Annotated in this window: 15 protein-coding genes; 7 read left to right on the top strand and 8 right to left on the bottom strand. The window is 58.0% G+C overall.

Features of this window, described 5'->3' with window-relative positions; genetic code table 11:
• Positions 1-326: 326 nt before the first annotated feature.
• A complete protein-coding gene (gene nth, locus VF629_RS20605; RefSeq protein ID WP_331060432.1) occupies positions 327-1004 on the top strand; it encodes an endonuclease III in 678 nt (225 codons plus the stop codon).
• Positions 1005-1104: 100 nt separating this feature from the next.
• Here the strand turns inward: nth and VF629_RS20600 are convergent, their stop codons facing one another.
• Both VF629_RS20600 and VF629_RS20595 read right to left on the bottom strand, forming a co-directional pair.
• Positions 1105-2310, bottom strand: coding sequence for a glycosyltransferase family 4 protein (locus VF629_RS20600; protein ID WP_331060389.1), 1206 nt, complete (start codon positions 2308-2310; stop codon positions 1105-1107).
• A gap of 82 nt (positions 2311-2392) precedes the next feature.
• Positions 2393-3418, bottom strand: coding sequence for a gliding motility lipoprotein GldB (locus tag VF629_RS20595; protein WP_331060388.1), 1026 nt, complete (start codon positions 3416-3418; stop codon positions 2393-2395).
• Positions 3419-3498: 80 nt separating this feature from the next.
• Here VF629_RS20595 and VF629_RS20590 point away from each other — a divergent pair, with 80 nt between their 5' ends.
• Entirely contained in the window at positions 3499-4179 is a 681-nt protein-coding gene (locus tag VF629_RS20590) for a porin family protein (protein WP_331060387.1), read from the top strand.
• A gap of 90 nt (positions 4180-4269) precedes the next feature.
• On the opposite strand, the gene VF629_RS20585 is transcribed toward VF629_RS20590, so the two are convergent.
• The 3 genes from VF629_RS20585 to VF629_RS20575 form a co-directional block, all read right to left on the bottom strand.
• The gene (locus VF629_RS20585; RefSeq protein ID WP_331060386.1) at positions 4270-5877 is read right to left on the bottom strand and encodes an Rne/Rng family ribonuclease; all 1608 of its coding nucleotides are present in this window, start codon (positions 5875-5877) and stop codon (positions 4270-4272) included.
• Positions 5878-6220: 343 nt separating this feature from the next.
• Positions 6221-7183, bottom strand: a complete 963-nt coding sequence (locus VF629_RS20580; RefSeq protein WP_331060385.1) for a tetratricopeptide repeat protein — start codon at positions 7181-7183, stop codon at positions 6221-6223.
• 139 nt (positions 7184-7322) lie between these two features.
• Positions 7323-7631 (bottom strand): HU family DNA-binding protein, encoded by a 309-nt coding sequence (locus tag VF629_RS20575; RefSeq protein WP_331060384.1) that lies wholly within the window; start codon positions 7629-7631, stop codon positions 7323-7325.
• Positions 7632-7820: 189 nt separating this feature from the next.
• Between VF629_RS20575 and mutY the strand changes: the two genes are divergently transcribed.
• The 4 genes from mutY to recG all read left to right on the top strand — a co-directional run bounded on the left by mutY (position 7821) and on the right by recG (position 12292).
• The gene (gene mutY / locus VF629_RS20570; RefSeq protein ID WP_331060383.1) at positions 7821-8891 is read left to right on the top strand and encodes an A/G-specific adenine glycosylase; all 1071 of its coding nucleotides are present in this window, start codon (positions 7821-7823) and stop codon (positions 8889-8891) included.
• A gap of 140 nt (positions 8892-9031) precedes the next feature.
• Positions 9032-9454, top strand: coding sequence for a single-stranded DNA-binding protein (locus VF629_RS20565; protein ID WP_331060382.1), 423 nt, complete (start codon positions 9032-9034; stop codon positions 9452-9454).
• Between the two features lie 171 nt (positions 9455-9625).
• Entirely contained in the window at positions 9626-10183 is a 558-nt protein-coding gene (gene gldD / locus VF629_RS20560; protein WP_331060381.1) for a gliding motility lipoprotein GldD, read from the top strand.
• Between the two features lie 9 nt (positions 10184-10192).
• Positions 10193-12292, top strand: a complete 2100-nt coding sequence (gene recG / locus VF629_RS20555) for an ATP-dependent DNA helicase RecG (protein WP_331060380.1) — start codon at positions 10193-10195, stop codon at positions 12290-12292.
• 61 nt (positions 12293-12353) lie between these two features.
• Here recG and VF629_RS20550 read toward each other — a convergent pair whose 3' ends face one another.
• Positions 12354-12554: a hypothetical protein gene (locus VF629_RS20550; protein ID WP_331060379.1), complete on the bottom strand. Its 201-nt coding sequence runs from the start codon at positions 12552-12554 to the stop codon at positions 12354-12356.
• A gap of 381 nt (positions 12555-12935) precedes the next feature.
• On the opposite strand from VF629_RS20550, the gene VF629_RS20545 reads away from it, so the two are divergent.
• Positions 12936-14390, top strand: coding sequence for a hypothetical protein (locus VF629_RS20545; RefSeq protein WP_331060378.1), 1455 nt, complete (start codon positions 12936-12938; stop codon positions 14388-14390).
• A gap of 77 nt (positions 14391-14467) precedes the next feature.
• On the opposite strand, the gene VF629_RS20540 is transcribed toward VF629_RS20545, so the two are convergent.
• Positions 14468-16258, bottom strand: a complete 1791-nt coding sequence (locus VF629_RS20540; protein WP_331060377.1) for an acyl-CoA dehydrogenase family protein — start codon at positions 16256-16258, stop codon at positions 14468-14470.
• Between the two features lie 175 nt (positions 16259-16433).
• Positions 16434-17618 (bottom strand): acetyl-CoA C-acyltransferase, encoded by a 1185-nt coding sequence (locus VF629_RS20535; RefSeq protein ID WP_331060376.1) that lies wholly within the window; start codon positions 17616-17618, stop codon positions 16434-16436.
• Positions 17619-17628: the final 10 nt, after the last annotated feature.

Raw genomic sequence — 17628 nt, 5'->3', positions numbered from 1 at the left:
GACCTCCTTTTGGCCCAGCGGGCTCTCGACGGCGTACGTCGCGAACCCCGGCCCGAAACCTCCGAGGCAATTTTGCGCTACTCGCGCACCTTCTTAGCCAAGTCCTAAGCCCCTTCGATTTCTTGTGGCGGCCGCTCTGGCCCGTGCGTTCGCGCGGGCAGGCCAAAGCTTCGGATTGAGGAGCAGCGAATTTCAACGGCGGCCACGCCGAACGCAGGGAAGCCCCTCTGCCGCGTAAGTACATAGATTACTTGCGCGGCAGAGGGGCTTCCCTGCGTTCGGCGTGGCCGTTCTTATTTTTGCCCTCCTGCATCCTGTCCCTGCTCATGCGCCGCGCCGACCGATTCCGATACTTCCTCGATTACTTCACGACCAACTTTCCGGAGCCCAAGACCGAGTTGGCGTATAACAACCCTTACGAGTTGATTGTGGCGGTGGTGCTGAGCGCCCAGTGCACCGACAAGCGCGTGAACCAAGTGATGCCGGCCCTGCTGGCGCAGTTCCCAACCGCCGCCCACCTCGGCATGGCCACTGCCGACGACATTTTTCCCTTCATCCGCAGCGTCTCCTACCCCAACAACAAGGCCAAGCACCTGGCCGGCCTGGGCCGCATGCTCACCGAGGAGTTTGCGGGCGAAGTGCCCAGCCAGATTGAAGAGCTGCAACGTCTGCCCGGCGTGGGCCGCAAAACCGCCAACGTGGTGGCGTCGGTCATCTACAACCTGCCCGCCATGGCCGTCGACACCCACGTATTCCGGGTGTCGCACCGCATTGGCCTCGTGCCCAAAACGGCTACCACCCCGCTAGCTGTGGAAAAGGCCCTGGTGCGCTACATTCCGGAGGAATACATCAATAAGGCTCACCACTGGCTGATTTTGCATGGGCGCTACATCTGCGTGGCTCGCTCGCCCAAGTGCACTATTTGCCCGCTAGCGCCTAGCTGCGCCTATTTCGAAAAGCACTTCGGCAAGGAAAAGGCTTACGAGCCGATTCCGGAAAATTAGCCCACCACTCCGCTTACAAGCTCATACTCGGGTTTTTCAGCACACAGAGTTCCATTTGGAGCACAAAGCCGCACAAAGCACAAGTGACTTGGTACAAAAGTCATGCAGTTACTTGAGCCGCTTCTAAAACCCGCTGCACAACTCCTGCCAATTGCTGCCGGTCAAATTCTGCCGCCGCCAGCTGACGCCCTTTGTGGCCCGCTTCATTCCGCAAGTCAGGCTGAGCCAACACTTGGTGCACTTGCGTGACCAACGCTTCAGCGTTGCCGGCTGGCACGTACCACCCGCAGCCGTGCCGCTCCACCAGCTCTTTGGTCCATCCTTGGTTGGTGACGATGACCGGCGTGCCCACAGCCAGCGAATCGTACAGCTTAGCCGGAGAGTTTGAGTCCAGCACCGGCAGTGCCAGAAACGACACCACCGACACGTCGGCCAATGCAAACCACGTGAACACCTCGTGCCGGGCCTGGCCGCCTACCAGCCGAATACGGCCCGGCCACCGCGCCGCTGCCGCCGCAATCAACGGCTCATGAAAACCGTGCCCCAGAAAAAGCCACACCGCGTCAGTCGCGGTTGCAGCCATTGCCTCGGCCGCTGCCAGCAAGGTCGGAATGTCATTGGCTCGCCCGAAGGTGCCTGCGTAGAGCACCACCTGTTTGCCTTCCAGTCCTTGTGAGCGCCGCAGCTGCGCCTCCGCTGGAGTAGCGCGTGCCGCTAAATCCAAATCAGTCCCGTTTAGAACAGTTGTTACTTTGGCTCTTGCAATGCCTAGGTCCGTCACATAGCGAGCCATGTCGGGCGAAAGCGGCAGAATGTGCCGGGCGCTTTGGTACAGCCGCTTCTCTAGTTGATAAAGTTGCCGGCGAGCCAGCCCGGTAGGCACCGCTCCCATGGCAATAGGGAAAGAAGGCCACAAATCCTGCACCTCAAACACCCACGGCACCTTGCGCCACCGCGCCACCTGCGCCGCCGCCCAAGCCGCCGTCAGCGGCGTGCTAATGCCCCAAATAACGTCCGGCTTGTCAATGCGCAGCCCTTCCCGTACCGCCCACGCCGCGTATTGGGCAAAGGCCAACGCCCGCCGGGCAGGACCCATCTTGTTTTCGTAGGGCACAGCGGCTTCCCGCATCTCCACGCCTTCCGGCACCCACGGGAATTCCTGCGTCAGCCGCTGGGGTTTCCAGGCAGGAGTGGTCAGCAGCGTAACCCGGTGCGTTTTGGCAATGTGCGCCAGCAGCGTGTAGTGCCGGCTGGTAGCCGGACAATCGGGGTTGGTGTGGTACTGGCTGAAGACGGCAATGTGCATGGCATCAATGAGTGAATGGGCGAATGCGTGACTGGGTGAATGGTTGTGCTGCATTCACCCAGTCACGCATTCGCCCATTCACTCATTCCCTTTTCGGCCGATAGTGCGAGTCGTTCAGAATGCGCTGGGCATTCTTTTCGGCCATCAGGCGGCCCAGGCTCACTTCCGGATGCTCGGCCACGTACTTGCGGATGATTTGCAGGCCCACCCACTGCCCTACCCGGCCCGGGCACGTCTTGTCGATTTCGGGCACGTTGGGGCGTTCGCCTACGTACTTCTGCACCAAAAAGGGCGTAGTAGAATACAGCAGGTTCTTTTCCAAAAAATGCCCCCATACGCGGGCCTCGTTCGCTTCCAGGCCCAGCATTTCGCGGGCGGTGTAGCCCAGCAGCAGCGAGTCGGGCGTGCAAGGCAGCATCAGGCTGGCGAAATACAGGCCCTTGCCGGCGTGCACCATGGCATCGAGCGTGGTGTTGGCCGTCAGCTCGTGGCGGTTGTATTTGGTCGACACGTTTTGCGTCAGCATTGGCAGCAGCCCTGCTGGCGTGTAGCGGCGCAACATGTACTGGGGCAGGTCGGGCCGCTTGCTGGCCTTGGGGCCCGCAAACCAGTCGAGGCTAAGCACCAGCAAGCTGTCGTTCACATAAATATCTTTGGCCAGGAAACCGCTCACATACGTGACGGCTGGGGGTGCCTGGAAATCCGGAAAATAGTGGTGCACCCGGCGAAACATCTCGCCCAAATTCCGCCTCAGTGCTGCGCTGTCCGGAAAAGCCGCTGTGGTTTCCCGGCCGAGCTGCTGCAGCGCCGCGTTGGTGGCCAACTCGGTCAGGCCTGCTGCAAGCGCTTGGGTGTTGGCCGGTTGGCGCTGCAGGTAGTACCGGGCAAACGCCGGGTTGGCATCCATAAACTGCTGGGCGTCGGCGGCCGTCTTTATTTGAAAGAAGGCGGGTTCCAACCGTTTTAAGCGCACGGCCACGGCCGGGGCGTCGGCCGCGGCATCGACCCGGCAGCCCTCTGCGGGGCCGCTTTTGCAGGCCTGCAGGCCTAGGCTCACACCTATAAACAGGGGCAGCCAGCGCCGCCAGGCAAAATTATTCTTTTTCACGCGCGTTACTTTGGGACAAAATTAGCCAAAACCCGCCGCCACTCCGTGTCGGCAGTCCGCAATCCATCCTTTCGCATCGTATGAAAAAACTATTGCTTGCTCTGTTTGCTCTTGGGGCCACCATTGGTACTGCTTCGGCCCAGGTTGAAATAGGCCTGAAAATTTCGCCATCCATCACTAGCCTGCGGGCCGAGTCACCTGCCAACTACGGTTTTGCCAGCGACGGCAGCAAATTCAGTTTCGGCGGCGGCTTGGTGGTGGATTACTTCTTTGGCGAGAACTACGCTTTCAGCACCGGCCTACTCCTCAACGGTAAAGGCGGCAGCATTACGTATAAAGATGCTTCGAACACTGGCTCGGCCATCAATGCCAAACAGGACATCAGCATGCAATACCTGGAACTGCCGCTGAGCGTCAAACTTTTTACAAACGAGATTGCACCAGCCACGCGTCTGTACTTCCAGGTAGGTGGCTCGCTGAACGTGCCCATTGGCACCCGCATCAACAGCAATAAGTTTTACACCGACCCAGCAACGGGCGAGGAAAACAAAGCCAGCGACTACGTCTACTTCTTCGACGCCGACGCCTTGGCCAGCTTAGGTGTTGAATATCAGCTAGGAACAAACACGAAGGTATTTGGCGGCATTCGCTACAATCGGGGTTTGGTCGACATCGACCGGTACTTTGAGAAAACCCGCAATTTTAACGACGTAACCATCAAAAACAGCGGCGTAGCCCTAGACCTGGGCATGAAGTTCTAAGCCGGACGTTAGCCCGTCTGGCCCAACAAAAAGCCCCGCCGTTTGCATTCGTGCAGACGGCGGGGCTTTTTGTTGATGGTGCATTTGCCGTCAGTCCACAATCTCGACCTCACGGTCTTGCAGGCGGCTCATGGCAGCGGCCGATGAACGAAGCTGAATTTCTTCGCCTCGCTCGTCTTCAATGCGGTAGTCAGTCAAACCCAGACTACTGTCTTTCACCACCTTCACCCATTTGTAGTACTTCAAGTACCACTTCATTTGGCGCGAAACCAGCCCTTTGGTGTAGTAGGCGTGCAGGAACGGATGCACCGACAGCGTGATGCCCGACTGGTTCTGGTTCACCAGCAAGTCGTCGATGCTGTTGTCGATGTCGTCCGTGACCTGGATGGAGGCCGAAATCTTGCCGGTACCGCCGCAGGTGGGGCACACCTCGCCAGTCACAATGTTCTCGGCGGGCCGCACCCGCTGACGGGTGATTTGCAGCAGGCCAAACTTGGTGATGGGCAACACCGTGAATTTGGCTTTGTCGGCCTTCATCACGTCGCGCACCGTGTCCTCCACTTTCTTCCGGCTTTCGGCCGAACGCATGTCGATGAAGTCAACCACGATGATGCCGCCCATGTCGCGCAAGCGCAGCTGACGGGCCACTTCTTTGGCTGCCAACATGTTAATCATCAAGGCAGTGGCTTCCTGGTCGTTTTCCTGGTTGCTTTTGCTGCCCGAGTTCACGTCGATTACGTGCAAGGCCTCGGTGTGCTCGATGACGAGGTAGCCGCCACCCGGCACCGTCACCGTCTTGCCAAACAGCGTCTTCAGCTGCTTCTCGATGCCGGTTTGCTCGAAGATTTTAATCTTCGAGTTGTGCAGCTTCAGCAAGCCCAGCTTGTCGGGCGCAATCTTTTGGAGGTAGTCGCGCATCTCCTCGTACATCGTCGGAGCATCCACCATGATGCTGTCGAATGACTCGTTCAGCATGTCCCGGACCATGGACGAAGTGCGGCCGAGTTCGCCCAACACTTTGTCGTTCGGCTTGGCCGTGCGCAGGGTGGTGTAGAGTTGTTCCCACTTGGCCACCATGTCCTGCATGTCCTTGTCGAGCTCGGCCACTTCCCGCCCTTCCGCTACGGTGCGAATGATGACGCCAAAGTTTTCGGGCTTGATGCTGGCAATGAGCCGCTTGAGGCGGTCGCGCTCCGCCTTGCTCACGATTTTTTTGCTCACGCTGATGGTGTTCGAAAACGGCATCAGCACGAGGTAGCGCCCGGCCATCGAGATGTCGGTGCTTACGCGGGGCCCTTTAGTGGAAATGGGCTCCTTGATGATTTGGACAACAATCTGTTGGCCTTTCTTAAAAACGCTTTCGGCCTTGCCCACTTTTTCGAGGGGTGGCTCAAACGTGAATTTTTCGAGCCCGGAGGTGGTGGCGCGGCCACTTTGCACCGTCCGGGCCCACTTCGTGAAAGAGTTGTACTGCTCGCCGAGGTCGCCGTAATGCAGAAATGCGTCTTTTTCGTAGCCGATGTCCACAAAAGCCGCATTCAAGCCGGGCATCACCTTTTTCACGGTGCCCAGGAAGATGTCGCCTACTGAGTAGTTGGTGTCGTTGCGGTCGAAGTGGTATTCTATCAACCGTTTGTCTTGCAACAACGCAATCCGCTCGCCTTCCTGAGTAGAATTAATGACTAATTCATTACTCAAAGCGTTGATTTAGTTAGGGTAACCCCTCGAATCCACCACATAGCACTACCCCGAAACCGGCAAAGGGAAGCCAGAACCATGGGTTCTGGCTTCCCTCGCGAGCCACGGGAAAAGCACTCAGCGTGGCCACATCCAGGAGGCTACGTGAGAGATAGGCGGCTTGCTCCCTTCCCGTTAGGAAAACTGCTGGCCGCCGCTACGCCCCGTGAGGCTTACTTCTTCTTGTGGCGGTTCTTGCGCAGGCGCTTCTTGCGCTTGTGGGTGGCAATCTTGTGACGCTTTCTTTTTTTACCGCAGGGCATGATGCTTGGGGGGTTAAGTTGGTGATTGGGTATTTTCTATTCTATTTCAATTTGGCAATTTCTTCTTCAACCGAAGCGGCCAGAGCCGGGTCGTTGCTGAGGCTTTTGGCTGCCAGGAACGCGGCCTTGGCTTCTTCCTTGGCGCCGGTACGGGCTAAGGTGACGCCAAGGTAAAACTGGCCGTTTACGTTTTTCGGATTGACTTTCACCAAATCCTGGAAACGCTTCACGGCTTTGTCGTACTGGTCGCTTTGCACCGCCAAGATGCCCATGTTATACAGGGCCTTCTCATTGCGCGGGTCCGCTTCCAGCACTTCGCGCAGCAACGTTACGCCCTGCACGGGGTCCTCGGAAGCCATGTAAGCCATGCCGAGGTTGGTTTTGGCGTCGAGGTTGCCTGGCTCCGTTTTCAACACCTTGCTGTACAACTCCCGGGCTTTGCCGCCAAGCAGTTTCACCCGCTCGTCCGACGCTGCAAAGCTAAACGCTTGAAAATAAGCATCCGCTGCCCGCTGCCACGCTTGGGCACTGGGGCGGGCCAACGCCACCTGCTCCAGGTAATACCCGGCGCTGTCGAACCGCTCCACGCCGTCGTAGCGACGGGCCAAGGTGGTGGCCACCGTGGCGCGGGTAGCGGCGTCGGGGGCAGCCTTGTACTCGGCCAGCAACCGTGTCAGTTCCTGCCGTTGGGCGGGAGTGGCCGTGGTGTGGGGCGCGGCGGCCGGAGCCGAAGCGCTGTGGTCGTGGCCATCGTCGTCGGAGTGGGCACCGCCGTTATCGGTGGCGGTAGCGGGCACTGGGCCCGACGACGCTTCGGTTTTGGAGCCGTTGGTATTGGGTCCGCCGCCGTCGCGGTTGGCCGTTTTGGCGGCGTCGCTGCTCAGTTCCGAGCGGCTTTCTTTCGGCTTTACAATGCCTTTGGGCAACACAAACAACGCCCCGACCAGTGCAAGGGCACCGGCAAGGACAACCAATTGATGAGAAGCTGGACGGGTAGTAGCCATGGGCTGAAAAAAACCGGCCGCCGGGCTTCCCCTCGCGGAAAAGACACCGGCGGCGCGGCCGGTAACGTGTTAGTTGATGGGACGCATTTGGCAGTTAACAATCAAACAACCGAATTCGTAGCACGCCCCACCAAAAAACTTAGGCTTTGGCCGAAACGGCTTTAACCTTCTTGCTGTTCTTGATTTTTGCCACGAAAGTTTTCGACGGCTTGAAGCTCGGGATATAGTGCTCTTCGATGATGAGCGACGTGTTTTTCGAGATGTTGCGGGCTACTTTACGGGCGCGCTTCTTGTTCACGAACGAGCCAAAGCCGCGCACATAAATGTTGTTGCCTTCCGTCATGGAATCTTTCACGACTTTGAAGAAAGCCTCAACAGTCATCAATACATCTGCTTTCTCGATGCCGGTCTTCGTGGAGATTTCGGCGATTACCTCAGCTTTAGTCACGTTGGTATGGTACTTAGGTGGTTGAAAAAAAATACATTTTTAGGCAAAAAATCCCAGATTCCAGCGTAAGCCCTTGCCCGGTAGGCGGTTCGCCCTTGAATTGGGGCCACAAAGGTAGTCCCCTTTTTTTGTTTTACCAACCTGAGCGTCTAAACAACTCCCTGGTCCAAATTATTCTCTTTCAAAATTTTGACAAATTCTTCCTTTCTAGCGGCGGCGTTGCTGGCTTGGTATCCGCGCCATCATCGCGACTTGCCGTGGCGCCACACTCGTGACCCATACGCTATTTGGCTGTCGGAGGTCATCCTGCAGCAAACCCGGGTGGCACAGGGCCTTCCCTACTACGAAACTTTTCTGGCGGCGTACCCCACGGTTCAAGAGTTGGCGGCTGCGCCCGAGGCCGAAGTGTTGCGCTACTGGCAAGGATTGGGCTACTACTCCCGGGCCCGCAACATGCACCACACCGCCCAGCAAGTGGTGGCCGAATACGGTGGGCAATTTCCCAACAACTACGCCGGCTTGCTGAAACTGCGCGGCGTGGGGCCCTACACTGCGGCAGCCATTGCCTCTTTTGCTTTTGATGAGGCCGTTGCGGTGCTCGACGGCAACGTGTACCGTGTATTGGCCCGCATTTTTGGTTTGCATTCCGACATTGCCGCCCCCAGCTCGCGCAAGGAGTTCCAGGCGGTGGCCGACCAGCACATTCCGGCTACTGCACCAGCCGACTTCAACCAAGCCATCATGGAGTTTGGGGCCATTCAATGCACGCCGGCCAAGCCTGATTGCTTGTTTTGCCCATTGCAAAGCCAGTGCTGGGCGTTCCAACATGGCGAAGTGGCATTGCTGCCGGTGAAGAGCAAGGCCAAAGCCTCGCGAACGCGCTACTTCCACTACTTCGTGTTGCGGCATGGCCAGCAGACTTATCTGCGCGAGCGCCGGGAGAAGGACATCTGGCAGGGGCTCTACGATTTTGCGATGGCGGAGACGTTGGTGCCGGACCTGCCTCCGGCGGAACTGGTGCGCCACCTCGACGCCCTGGGCGCAGAGCTAGATACCAGCCAAGCCGCCGAGCCAACGTCCGCTTACCGCCACGTGCTGAGCCATCAGAAACTAGAAGCGCGGTTTCACCCCATGTCCCTAACGCAACCGTTGCCCGAAGCTACGCTGCGCGACTTAGGCTTGCGGGCGTATTCGGTTGACGAAATAGAGGCTCTGCCGAAGCCCAAGCTCATTGCTAATTACTGTGGCCAATACTTGTGAGTACGGCTTGCCATTCTAATTAGAAATTATTGCCGATAATTTTAGCAAAATATTAGCTAACTTAAATTCGTCTCCGTATCTTTAAGGCAAGGAAAAGCCGGGTGGCTTTTTTGATTCTGTATTTCCTAACGTGCAATAATATGGCCGGAGTGAACAAGGTGATTTTGGTAGGCAACCTGGGCAAAGACCCCGAAGTGCGCCATTTGGAAGGCGGCGTGAGCGTGGCTCACTTCACCCTCGCCACCAACGAGTATTACAAAGACAAGCAAGGCACCCGGGTGGAACGCACCGAGTGGCACAACATCTCGGCCTGGCGCGGCTTGGCCGACATGGCCGACAAGTTTTTGAAAAAGGGCCAACAAGTCTACATTGAAGGCAAGCTGCGTACCCGTCAGTACCAGGACAAGGACCAGCAGACGCGCTACATCACCGAAATCATCGCCGATGAAATTTCGATGCTGGGCGGCCGTCCGCAGGGAAGCGGCCCGGCTAATGACGCGGCCGCGCCCGAAGCTCAGCAGACGTTTCGCCAAGAGCCGGAGCTAGACCAGCTGCCTTTTTAGCCCAGTATTGAAACGAATACCCAAAGCCCCGGCACTTGACCGGGGCTTTTTTCGTTGCCACCGGCACGGGCCACCGGTTACCTTTGGTCCCGTGAGGCGCAGCCAGTGGCCGCGTTGTCATTTTTAAGCATAAACTACGTGGTGTCGATACTGAGAATAACACTTGGGCTGATGGTGGGAGTTGGGTTGCTGGCGGGCTGCTCGTCGGCGCCGGATTTTACGCCCAAGCCCAAAGGCTACAACCGCATCGATTTGCCGAAGCACAGCTACCAGCAACTGCCCGGCGGCCATCCTTATTCTTTCGAATACTCAAAGGAAGCGGTGATAAAGCGGGACTCTTCGTACATGGCGCAGCCGCACTGGCTGAACGTGTACTACCCCAAGCTGAACGCCAACGTGCAGATTACCTACATGGACGTGCAGCGCGACCGGCGCCTGTACAACAAGATGATGGAGGACGCCCGCAAACTGACGGGCAAGCACGAAATCAAGGCCACGGCCATTGATGAGCGCATTTTGAAGACGCCCAGCGGCATTCGGGCTTCGGTGTTTGAACTGCAGGGCGAGGTGCCCAGCCAGTTTCAGTTCTACACCACCGATAGCACCAAGCACTTCCTGCGCGGGGCCCTGTACTTCAAAACGGCCACGGCCAACGACTCGCTGGCGCCCGTGATTGAATACGTGAAAACCGACATGGTACGCATGATTAACACGCTGAAGTATAAGTAGGGACGAAGAATGAGTAATTTCTTCAATACCCGGCTGGAGTTTTTGCGCACGGTGGGCAGTACCCAGCGCGCACAGTTGCTGGGCAAGGAGTTGGGGCTGTTCACCTACGGGGACCTGATTCAGCGCTACCCTTTCCGTTACCTGGACCGGACGCAGGTGTATAGCATTGCCGATTTGCACGACGACTTGCCTTACGTGCAAGTAAAGGGCCTGCTGCGCGGCAAAGAATTAATTGGCGAAGGCCCCAAGCAGCGCCTGGTGGCCAAGGTGGGCGACGGCACCGGCGAGCTGGAAGTGGTGTGGTTCAAGGGCGTGAAGTGGGTGCAGCAATACACCAAAAATAATCAGGAATACATCGTTTTCGGCAAGCCCACCATGTTCAACGGCCGGCCACAGATGGCCCACCCGGAACTGGAGGAAGTAACCGAAGCCAAACCGGGCCAAAGCTTCCTGCAGCCGGTATACAACACGTCGGAGAAGCTCAAGAATTATCACCGCGTCGACAGCAAAGCCATCATGCGGATGGTGGCCGAGCTGCTGAAGCTAGCCCAGTCTCACATCACGGAGTCGTTGTCGCCGGCACTCGTAGAGCACTACGGCCTGATGAGCAAGGCCCAGGCGCTGCAACAGATTCACTTCCCGCAAAGCCCCGAGCTACTAGCCGCAGCCAAGTTCCGCCTGAAGTTTGAAGAGCTGTTTTACGTGCAACTCAAGCTGCTACGGCAGCGCGACCAGCGCAAAGTGACGCTCGCGGGTCAGATTTTTAAAGAAGTCCCAACTCTAGTGGACTTTTACAAAAACCATCTGACGTTTGACCTAACCGGCGCGCAAAAACGCGTTATCCATGACATTTATAAGGATTTTTGCACTGGGCGGCAGATGAACCGCCTGCTGCAAGGCGACGTGGGCTCGGGCAAAACCATTGTGGCCTTCATTGCCATGCTGATGGCGGCCGACAACGGCGCCCAAAGCTGCATCATGGCCCCCACCGAAATTCTGGCCGACCAGCATTACACCGGTTTGAAAGTGTATGCCGACGAGTTGGGCATCAGCATTGGCAAACTCACGGGCAGTACCCGCACGGCCGAACGGCGCGTGTTGCACGAAGCCCTGCGCAACGGCACCATGCACATGCTGGTGGGCACCCACGCTTTGCTAGAAGACGTGGTGCAGTTCCGCAACCTGGGCCTCACCATCATGGACGAGCAACACCGTTTTGGGGTGGCTCAGCGCTCGAAGCTGTGGCAGAAAAACCCACACATCATCCCCCACGTGCTGGTGATGACGGCCACGCCCATCCCGCGCACCCTGGCCATGACGCTATATGGCGACCTCGACGTGAGCGTGATTGACGAGCTACCCGCCGGCCGGAAACCCATCGTGACCGTGCACCGATACGACGCCAACCGCCTGAAAGTGTTCGAGTTCATTCGCGACCAAGTCAAGCTGGGCCGGCAGGTTTACATCGTGTACCCGCTGATTGAGGAGTCGGAAACGATGGACTACAAAGACCTAACCGACGGCTACGAAAGCGTATCCCGCGCCTTTCCGGAGTTCCAAATCAGCATTGTGCACGGGCGCATGAAGGCGGAGGAGAAGGATTTCGAGATGCAGCGCTTCATCAAGCGTGAAACCCAGATTATGGTGGCAACCACCGTTATCGAAGTCGGCGTGAACGTGCCCAACGCCTCCGTAATGGTCATTGAGTCGGCCGAGCGGTTTGGGCTTTCGCAGCTGCACCAGCTCCGTGGCCGGGTGGGCCGGGGCGCCGACCAGAGCTACTGCATCCTGATGACGGGCTTCAAGCTAAGCAAAGACGCCCGCACCCGCCTGGAAACCATGGTCCGCACCAACAACGGGTTCGAAATAGCCGACATCGACCTGAAGCTGCGCGGCCCGGGCGACCTCATGGGCACTCAGCAAAGCGGAGTGCTGGACTTGCTCATTGCCGACCTGGCCAAAGACGGCCGCATTCTGAGCGAGAGCCGAGCCGCCGCGCAAACCCTGCTGACAGAAGACCCCGACTTAGTGCACCCAGACAACGCCAACATCCGTCGGCACATTGAGAGCCTGCCGGCCACGGCCGTCAATTGGAGCCGAATCAGTTAAGGATGGTCCTGGTTTTTCTAGGGCAAAAAAAAACGACTTACTTGCAAGTCGTTGCTTTAACCTAAAACATTTGGGAGACAAACGATGGATTGCTCTGCCGAGTCTGGCTTTGCTGTCGAACAGGCTTTACCGTTTCGTTGGGCAGCATGTGATGAACAAATACAACCGAAGTATCGGGGATGGTAGTAGTCTCTACGGTCTGGGCCACGGCCACCGGAGCGGCCTGTTTGGTGAGTTTGCCGCTGATAATCAGGGCAGACAAGAGACTAAACTTGAGTAATGATTTCATGCTAGTATAACGTAATGCGGGTGCAAAGGTAAGCCTATATGCAGGCTAAGTGGGTAGGTGTTGGTTGAAATCGTGAAACCAGACGTTTAAAGGCCGCTGACGCACGTTGAATTGTCCCTATTTCTGTCTAATCCAGGTTGCTGATTTGGGGCTTCCGGGAGCCGACACGAAGTAAACGGTGTCCCTGTACGGAAGTGACCCTATTAGTGTTATGCTTAGAACATTTTTTTGTTAGCTCCACCTGTTGGCTGAGCTACAAGCTGGCCAAAGTGGGCCAATGCAGCCTGCGGGCGGTACTTTTGGCCAGGCCATTGGGCCGAAACCTGTGTTTATTTTCAACCTTAGCCACCTTATATGTTGCATAGAGCATTGCTGATTGGATTGACGGGATGGATGCTGACGGGCAGCGCAGCCCCGGTGATGGCTCAAAAAGTAAAGTCCGCCCCTTTTAGCTACCTGCCGGAGCAAGGGCCCGACCGGTACGACATGCGCGTGCCGCGCAAGACGCTGCCCCTGGCCGATGGTTCGGGGTTTGTGATTCTGGCGCACCAAAGCGCAGGCGGCTACTCCGTGGAGCGCTACGACGTCGAGTTGAAAAAGCAATGGAGCACCACCATTCCCATCAACCCAGGCGAAACGTTGGAAGCCTTCGGGCGGGGCCCGCAGCAAGCCTTGGTGGTGCTGCATCACAAAGACGATGGCGGCCAAAACCTTAGCGTGGTGGCCGTGAACATGCAAAACGGCCAGCGCAGCCCGGCTAAAATGGTGATGGCGGTGGCACCCCGCGACCGGCGTCCCAGCGTTTCCATCTCGCCCGATGGGTCGCGGCTGCTGGCGTTTCGCTACCTCACCCGCGGGCAGCAGGTGGTAAGCATTGCGTCCACGCTGTTCGACCAGAACTTGAATCAGCTGCAACAGAAGGCCTACAATTTCCGCGACCAGGGCGACTTCTTCTCCCCGACCGTGCACGTGGCCAACGACGGCACGCAGTACGTGACAATGGTTAGCGACGGCATGAAGAAGCTGACCGTGCGCCGCTACACCGCCGACAATTCTCCCGAAATTAAAGTCCTGGGAGTGCCCGTGGGCGGCACTTTTGGCGGCAAGGCCGTCACCATCCGCGATGCCCGCTTCACCGTGCTCAACGATGGCAGCCTGTACGCCGCCGCGCTGTGCGCCGACTACGTGAGCGGAGAATACTACAGCCTGAAGGTGGTGAAATACGACTTTAGCGGCGCCGGCGACATGAAGTTCTCGCCGGAGTTTCGCTTCACGCCTGCCTACCTGGCCGAAGTAAGCAAAGCCAGTGGCGTGGACGTGAAACAGCTGCAGGATGTATATCTGGGCGAGTTGCTGCTCACGCCCGAGAAGCAACTGGTGGTGATTGCCGAGCGGCATTTTGAGGAAGGCGGCAGCGAATCGCCCGTACACGCCCGTGAGCTGCACGTGTTCGGCTACAACGAATACGGCCAGCCCACCTGGCACAGCATTGTGGCCAAAAACCAAGTTGCGCCGGCCGTGGACAGTTTCACCGGCATTGGTTTCCGGGCGGCGGTGTTCGGCAACACCATCCAGCTGGTTACCCTCGAAAGCATTGACAAAAAATCGGACCTCTACCTGCGCCGCATCAATGCGCAAACCGGCGTGGTAGGCGCTCCCGAACGCCTCAAGCTAAACGTGGCGGCCGACCAGCAATTGGCTTACGTGAAAGACTTTACGGGCTGGCTCAACGAGAAAACCATCATCGCCGTGAGCCGACCGAGCAAAAAATCGGCCGCGTTGCAGCTGGAAAAGGTGGTAGTGAAGTAGCCTCTGGACTGTCCTAAAAACAAGAAAGCCGCTCCCAGTCGGGAGCGGCTTTCTTGTTTACTAGACCAAAAGGTGGATTAGAAGCTGTACTCGTTGGCTTCAATCAGCTTGGCGGCGATGCGGCGGCGCGATTCCTTCACGTTCAACAGCTCGGTCTTGGTGAAGCGCTTCAGGCCCATGAGCAACAGGCGCTGCTCGTCGCCCTCGGCCATGCTGCCAACGGCGTCTTTGCCGGCCTTCTCCACAATGTCCACGGCATCGGCTAGGTACACGCGGGCAATGTCAATCTCGGCAGCCAGGACTTCTTCGCCCTTGGCCGCGGCTTCCTTCTCCACGCGCAACAGGGTGCTCTCGGCGATGTACACCTTGATGGCCATGTCGGCGATGTTCATCAACAACTCCTGCTCCTTGGCGAGGGTGGCAGTAAACTTCTGCACAGCCGAACCAGCAACCATGAGCACCGCCTTCTTCAGGTTGGCAATGGTCTTGTACTCCTTGCTGAACAGGCCGGTGGCCTCGTCCTGGCTCAGGCTGGGGATGCTCAGCAGCTCTTGCTGCACCGCCTGGGCCGGGCCCATCAGGTCGATTTCACCTTTCAGGCCTTTCTTCAAAATCATGTCAACGGCCAGGAGGCGGTTGATTTCGTTGGTGCCTTCGAAAATGCGGTTGATGCGTGAGTCGCGGTAGGCACGGTCCATGGGGTAGTCGGCCGAGAAGCCGTAGCCACCGTACACCTGCACGCCTTCGTCCACTACATAATCAAGCACTTCCGAGCCTTCCACTTTCAGAATGGCGCACTCCACGGCAAACTCGCGGGCAGCGCCTAGCAAGGCCTCGTTCGAGCCTTTGCCCTCCGCCATGAGTTGCTGCTCCATGCGGTAGATGTCGGAGCCCGCGCGGTAAATAGCCGACTCGACAGCGTAGAGACGCACGGCCTGCTGCGCCAGCTTGTGCCGAATGGCGCCAAACTTGGAGATGGGCAGTTTGAACTGCACCCGCTCGTTGGCATACTTCACGCTCAACGTAGCCGCCATTTTAGCTGCGCCCAAGCAGGCAGCGGCCAGCTTGATGCGACCGATGTTCAGCACGTTGAAGGCGATGAGGTGGCCTTTGCCAATCTCGCCCAGCACGTTCTCTTTCGGCACCAAGGCATCAGCCAGGAACACCTGACGCGTGCTGCTGCCCTTGATGCCCATCTTGTGCTCCTCGTTGCCAAGGCTCAGGCCGGGCGTGTTTTTCTCCACGATGAAACCGGTGAACTTGTCGCCGTCAATCTGGGCAAACACGATGAATACGTCGGCAAAACCGGCGTTCGTAATCCACATTTTCTGGCCATTCAGCACGTAGTGCGTGCCTTCGGCGTTGAGCACAGCTTTGGTTTTGGCGCCCAGGGCGTCGGAACCGGAGCCGGGCTCGGTGAGGCAGTAAGCACCCATCAGCTCGCCACTGGTGAGGCCGGGCAGGTACTTGGCCTTCTGCTCGTCGTTGCCGAAATACAGAATAGGCAGCAGGGCAATGCCCGTGTGGGCCGCAAACGCTACGGGGAACGAGTGGCCGCCGCCCACGCCTTCGGTCACGCGCAGGGCCGTGGGGAAATCCATGTCGAGGCCGCCGAATTGCTCGGGCACGCTCACCCCAAACAGGCCGAGTTGACCAGCCTTTTCCATCAGGCCGCGCATCAGGCCCTCCTCGTGGTTGTCGAGGCGCTCGAGCAGCGGGTGCACTTCAGCCTGCACGAAATCCAGGCAGGTTTGGTGCATGTAATTCTGCTCCTCGGTGAAATCAGCCGGCGTGAAGACGCTCTGCGCATCCGTCGGTTTAATGATGAATTCGCCGCCCTTCAGGCTGGCTTGCTGCGTTACTTCCATGACGGTTAAGGTGGGGATTAAGATTAAAAATTGTTAGGCTAGCCTACTATTTAGACAAACAATGAGCCAGCGGTTTTAGTGTTGCAATATAAGAAAAAATGTTAGGCACGCCTACTATATCGGCGAAAGAAAACCCCGGGTGAGCGGGGCTTTCTTTCGCCGATAACTGCCTTGGCTACTTTAGCAACTCGTAAATACCGGCCACGCCTTGGCCGCCGCCCACGCAGGCAGTGACCATGCCGTACTTCTGGCCGCGCTCGCGCAGCTCGTCGAATAGCTGGATGGAGAGCTTGGCACCGGAGCAGCCCAGGGGGTGGCCCAAGGCAATGGCGCCGCCGTTCACGTTCAGCTTTTCGGGGTTCATGTCCAGTTCGCGCATCACGGCGATGGACTGTGAGGCAAACGCCTCGTTCATTTCAATCAAATCGATGTCCTCGAGCTTCATGCCGGCTTGTTTCAGCACTTTGGGCACAGCCACCATCGGGCCCATGCCCATGATGCGCGGGTCAACGCCTTCGGAAGCGTAATTGACCATGCGGGCAATGGGCTCCAGGTTCAATTCTTTCACCATGCGCTCCGACATTACCAGCACGAAGGCAGCACCGTCGGAAGTTTGGGAAGAGTTGCCGGCTGTCACGGTGCCGTTGGCGGCGAACACGGGGCGCAGTTTGGCGAGGGCTTCCACCGAGGTGTCGGCGCGCGGACCTTCGTCGGTATCCACCACGAACGAGCGGGTTTTCTTCTTGCCGGTGGCCTGGTCCACGTAGGTTTCGTCCACAGTCACGGGCACAATTTGCTTCTTAAACTTGCCGCCTTCGATGGCCTTGATGGCCTTCTGGTGCGAGTTGTAAGAGAATTCGTCCTGGTCCTGGCGGCTGATTTTGTAGTCGTTGGCCACGGCTTCGGCCGTGAGGCCCATACCCATGTAGTAGTCGGGGTGCTTGGTGGCCAAGTTGTAGTTGGGCACGGTTTTCCAGCCCACGGTGGGCACCATGCTCATGCTCTCGGTGCCGCCGGCAATGATGCAGTCGGCCATACCGGCCGAGATTTTGCCCACGGCCATGGCAATGGTTTCCACGCCGGAGCCGCAGTAGCGGTTCACGATGAGGCCGGGCACGTTGATGGGCAACGCCAGCAGCGAAATGAGGCGGCCCATTTGCAGGCCTTGCTCGGCTTCGGGCACGGCATTGCCCACCAGTACGTCGTCGATGCGCGCGGGGTCAAGCGCCGGCACTTGGGCCACGAGGTGCTTGATAACGGTGGCTGCGAGGTCGTCGGGCCGAGTGAAGCGGAAACCGCCGCGGGTGGCTTTGCCCACGGCCGTGCGGTAACCGGCTACGATATATGCAGTGTTAGACATGTTAAGTTGA

Source organism: Hymenobacter sp. (assembly GCF_036388155.1).
Classification (GTDB): domain Bacteria; phylum Bacteroidota; class Bacteroidia; order Cytophagales; family Hymenobacteraceae; genus Hymenobacter.
The sequence above is the reverse complement of the archived record's forward strand: the minus strand, read 5'-3'. Positions and strand labels throughout refer to the sequence as shown.

Bases quoted from the DNA above. Each gene is read 5' to 3' on its own strand.
- nth (WP_331060432.1), top strand. From the start codon at position 327: ATGCGCCGCGCCGACCGATTCCGATACTTCCTCGATTACTTCACGACC.
- VF629_RS20600 (WP_331060389.1), bottom strand. From the start codon at position 2,310: ATGCACATTGCCGTCTTCAGCCAGTACCACACCAACCCCGATTGTCCG.
- VF629_RS20590 (WP_331060387.1), top strand. From the start codon at position 3,499: ATGAAAAAACTATTGCTTGCTCTGTTTGCTCTTGGGGCCACCATTGGT.
- VF629_RS20580 (WP_331060385.1), bottom strand. From the start codon at position 7,183: ATGGCTACTACCCGTCCAGCTTCTCATCAATTGGTTGTCCTTGCCGGT.
- VF629_RS20565 (WP_331060382.1), top strand. From the start codon at position 9,032: ATGGCCGGAGTGAACAAGGTGATTTTGGTAGGCAACCTGGGCAAAGAC.
- gldD (WP_331060381.1), top strand. From the start codon at position 9,626: ATGGTGGGAGTTGGGTTGCTGGCGGGCTGCTCGTCGGCGCCGGATTTT.
- recG (WP_331060380.1), top strand. From the start codon at position 10,193: ATGAGTAATTTCTTCAATACCCGGCTGGAGTTTTTGCGCACGGTGGGC.
- VF629_RS20545 (WP_331060378.1), top strand. From the start codon at position 12,936: ATGTTGCATAGAGCATTGCTGATTGGATTGACGGGATGGATGCTGACG.
- VF629_RS20540 (WP_331060377.1), bottom strand. From the start codon at position 16,258: ATGGAAGTAACGCAGCAAGCCAGCCTGAAGGGCGGCGAATTCATCATT.
- VF629_RS20535 (WP_331060376.1), bottom strand. From the start codon at position 17,618: ATGTCTAACACTGCATATATCGTAGCCGGTTACCGCACGGCCGTGGGC.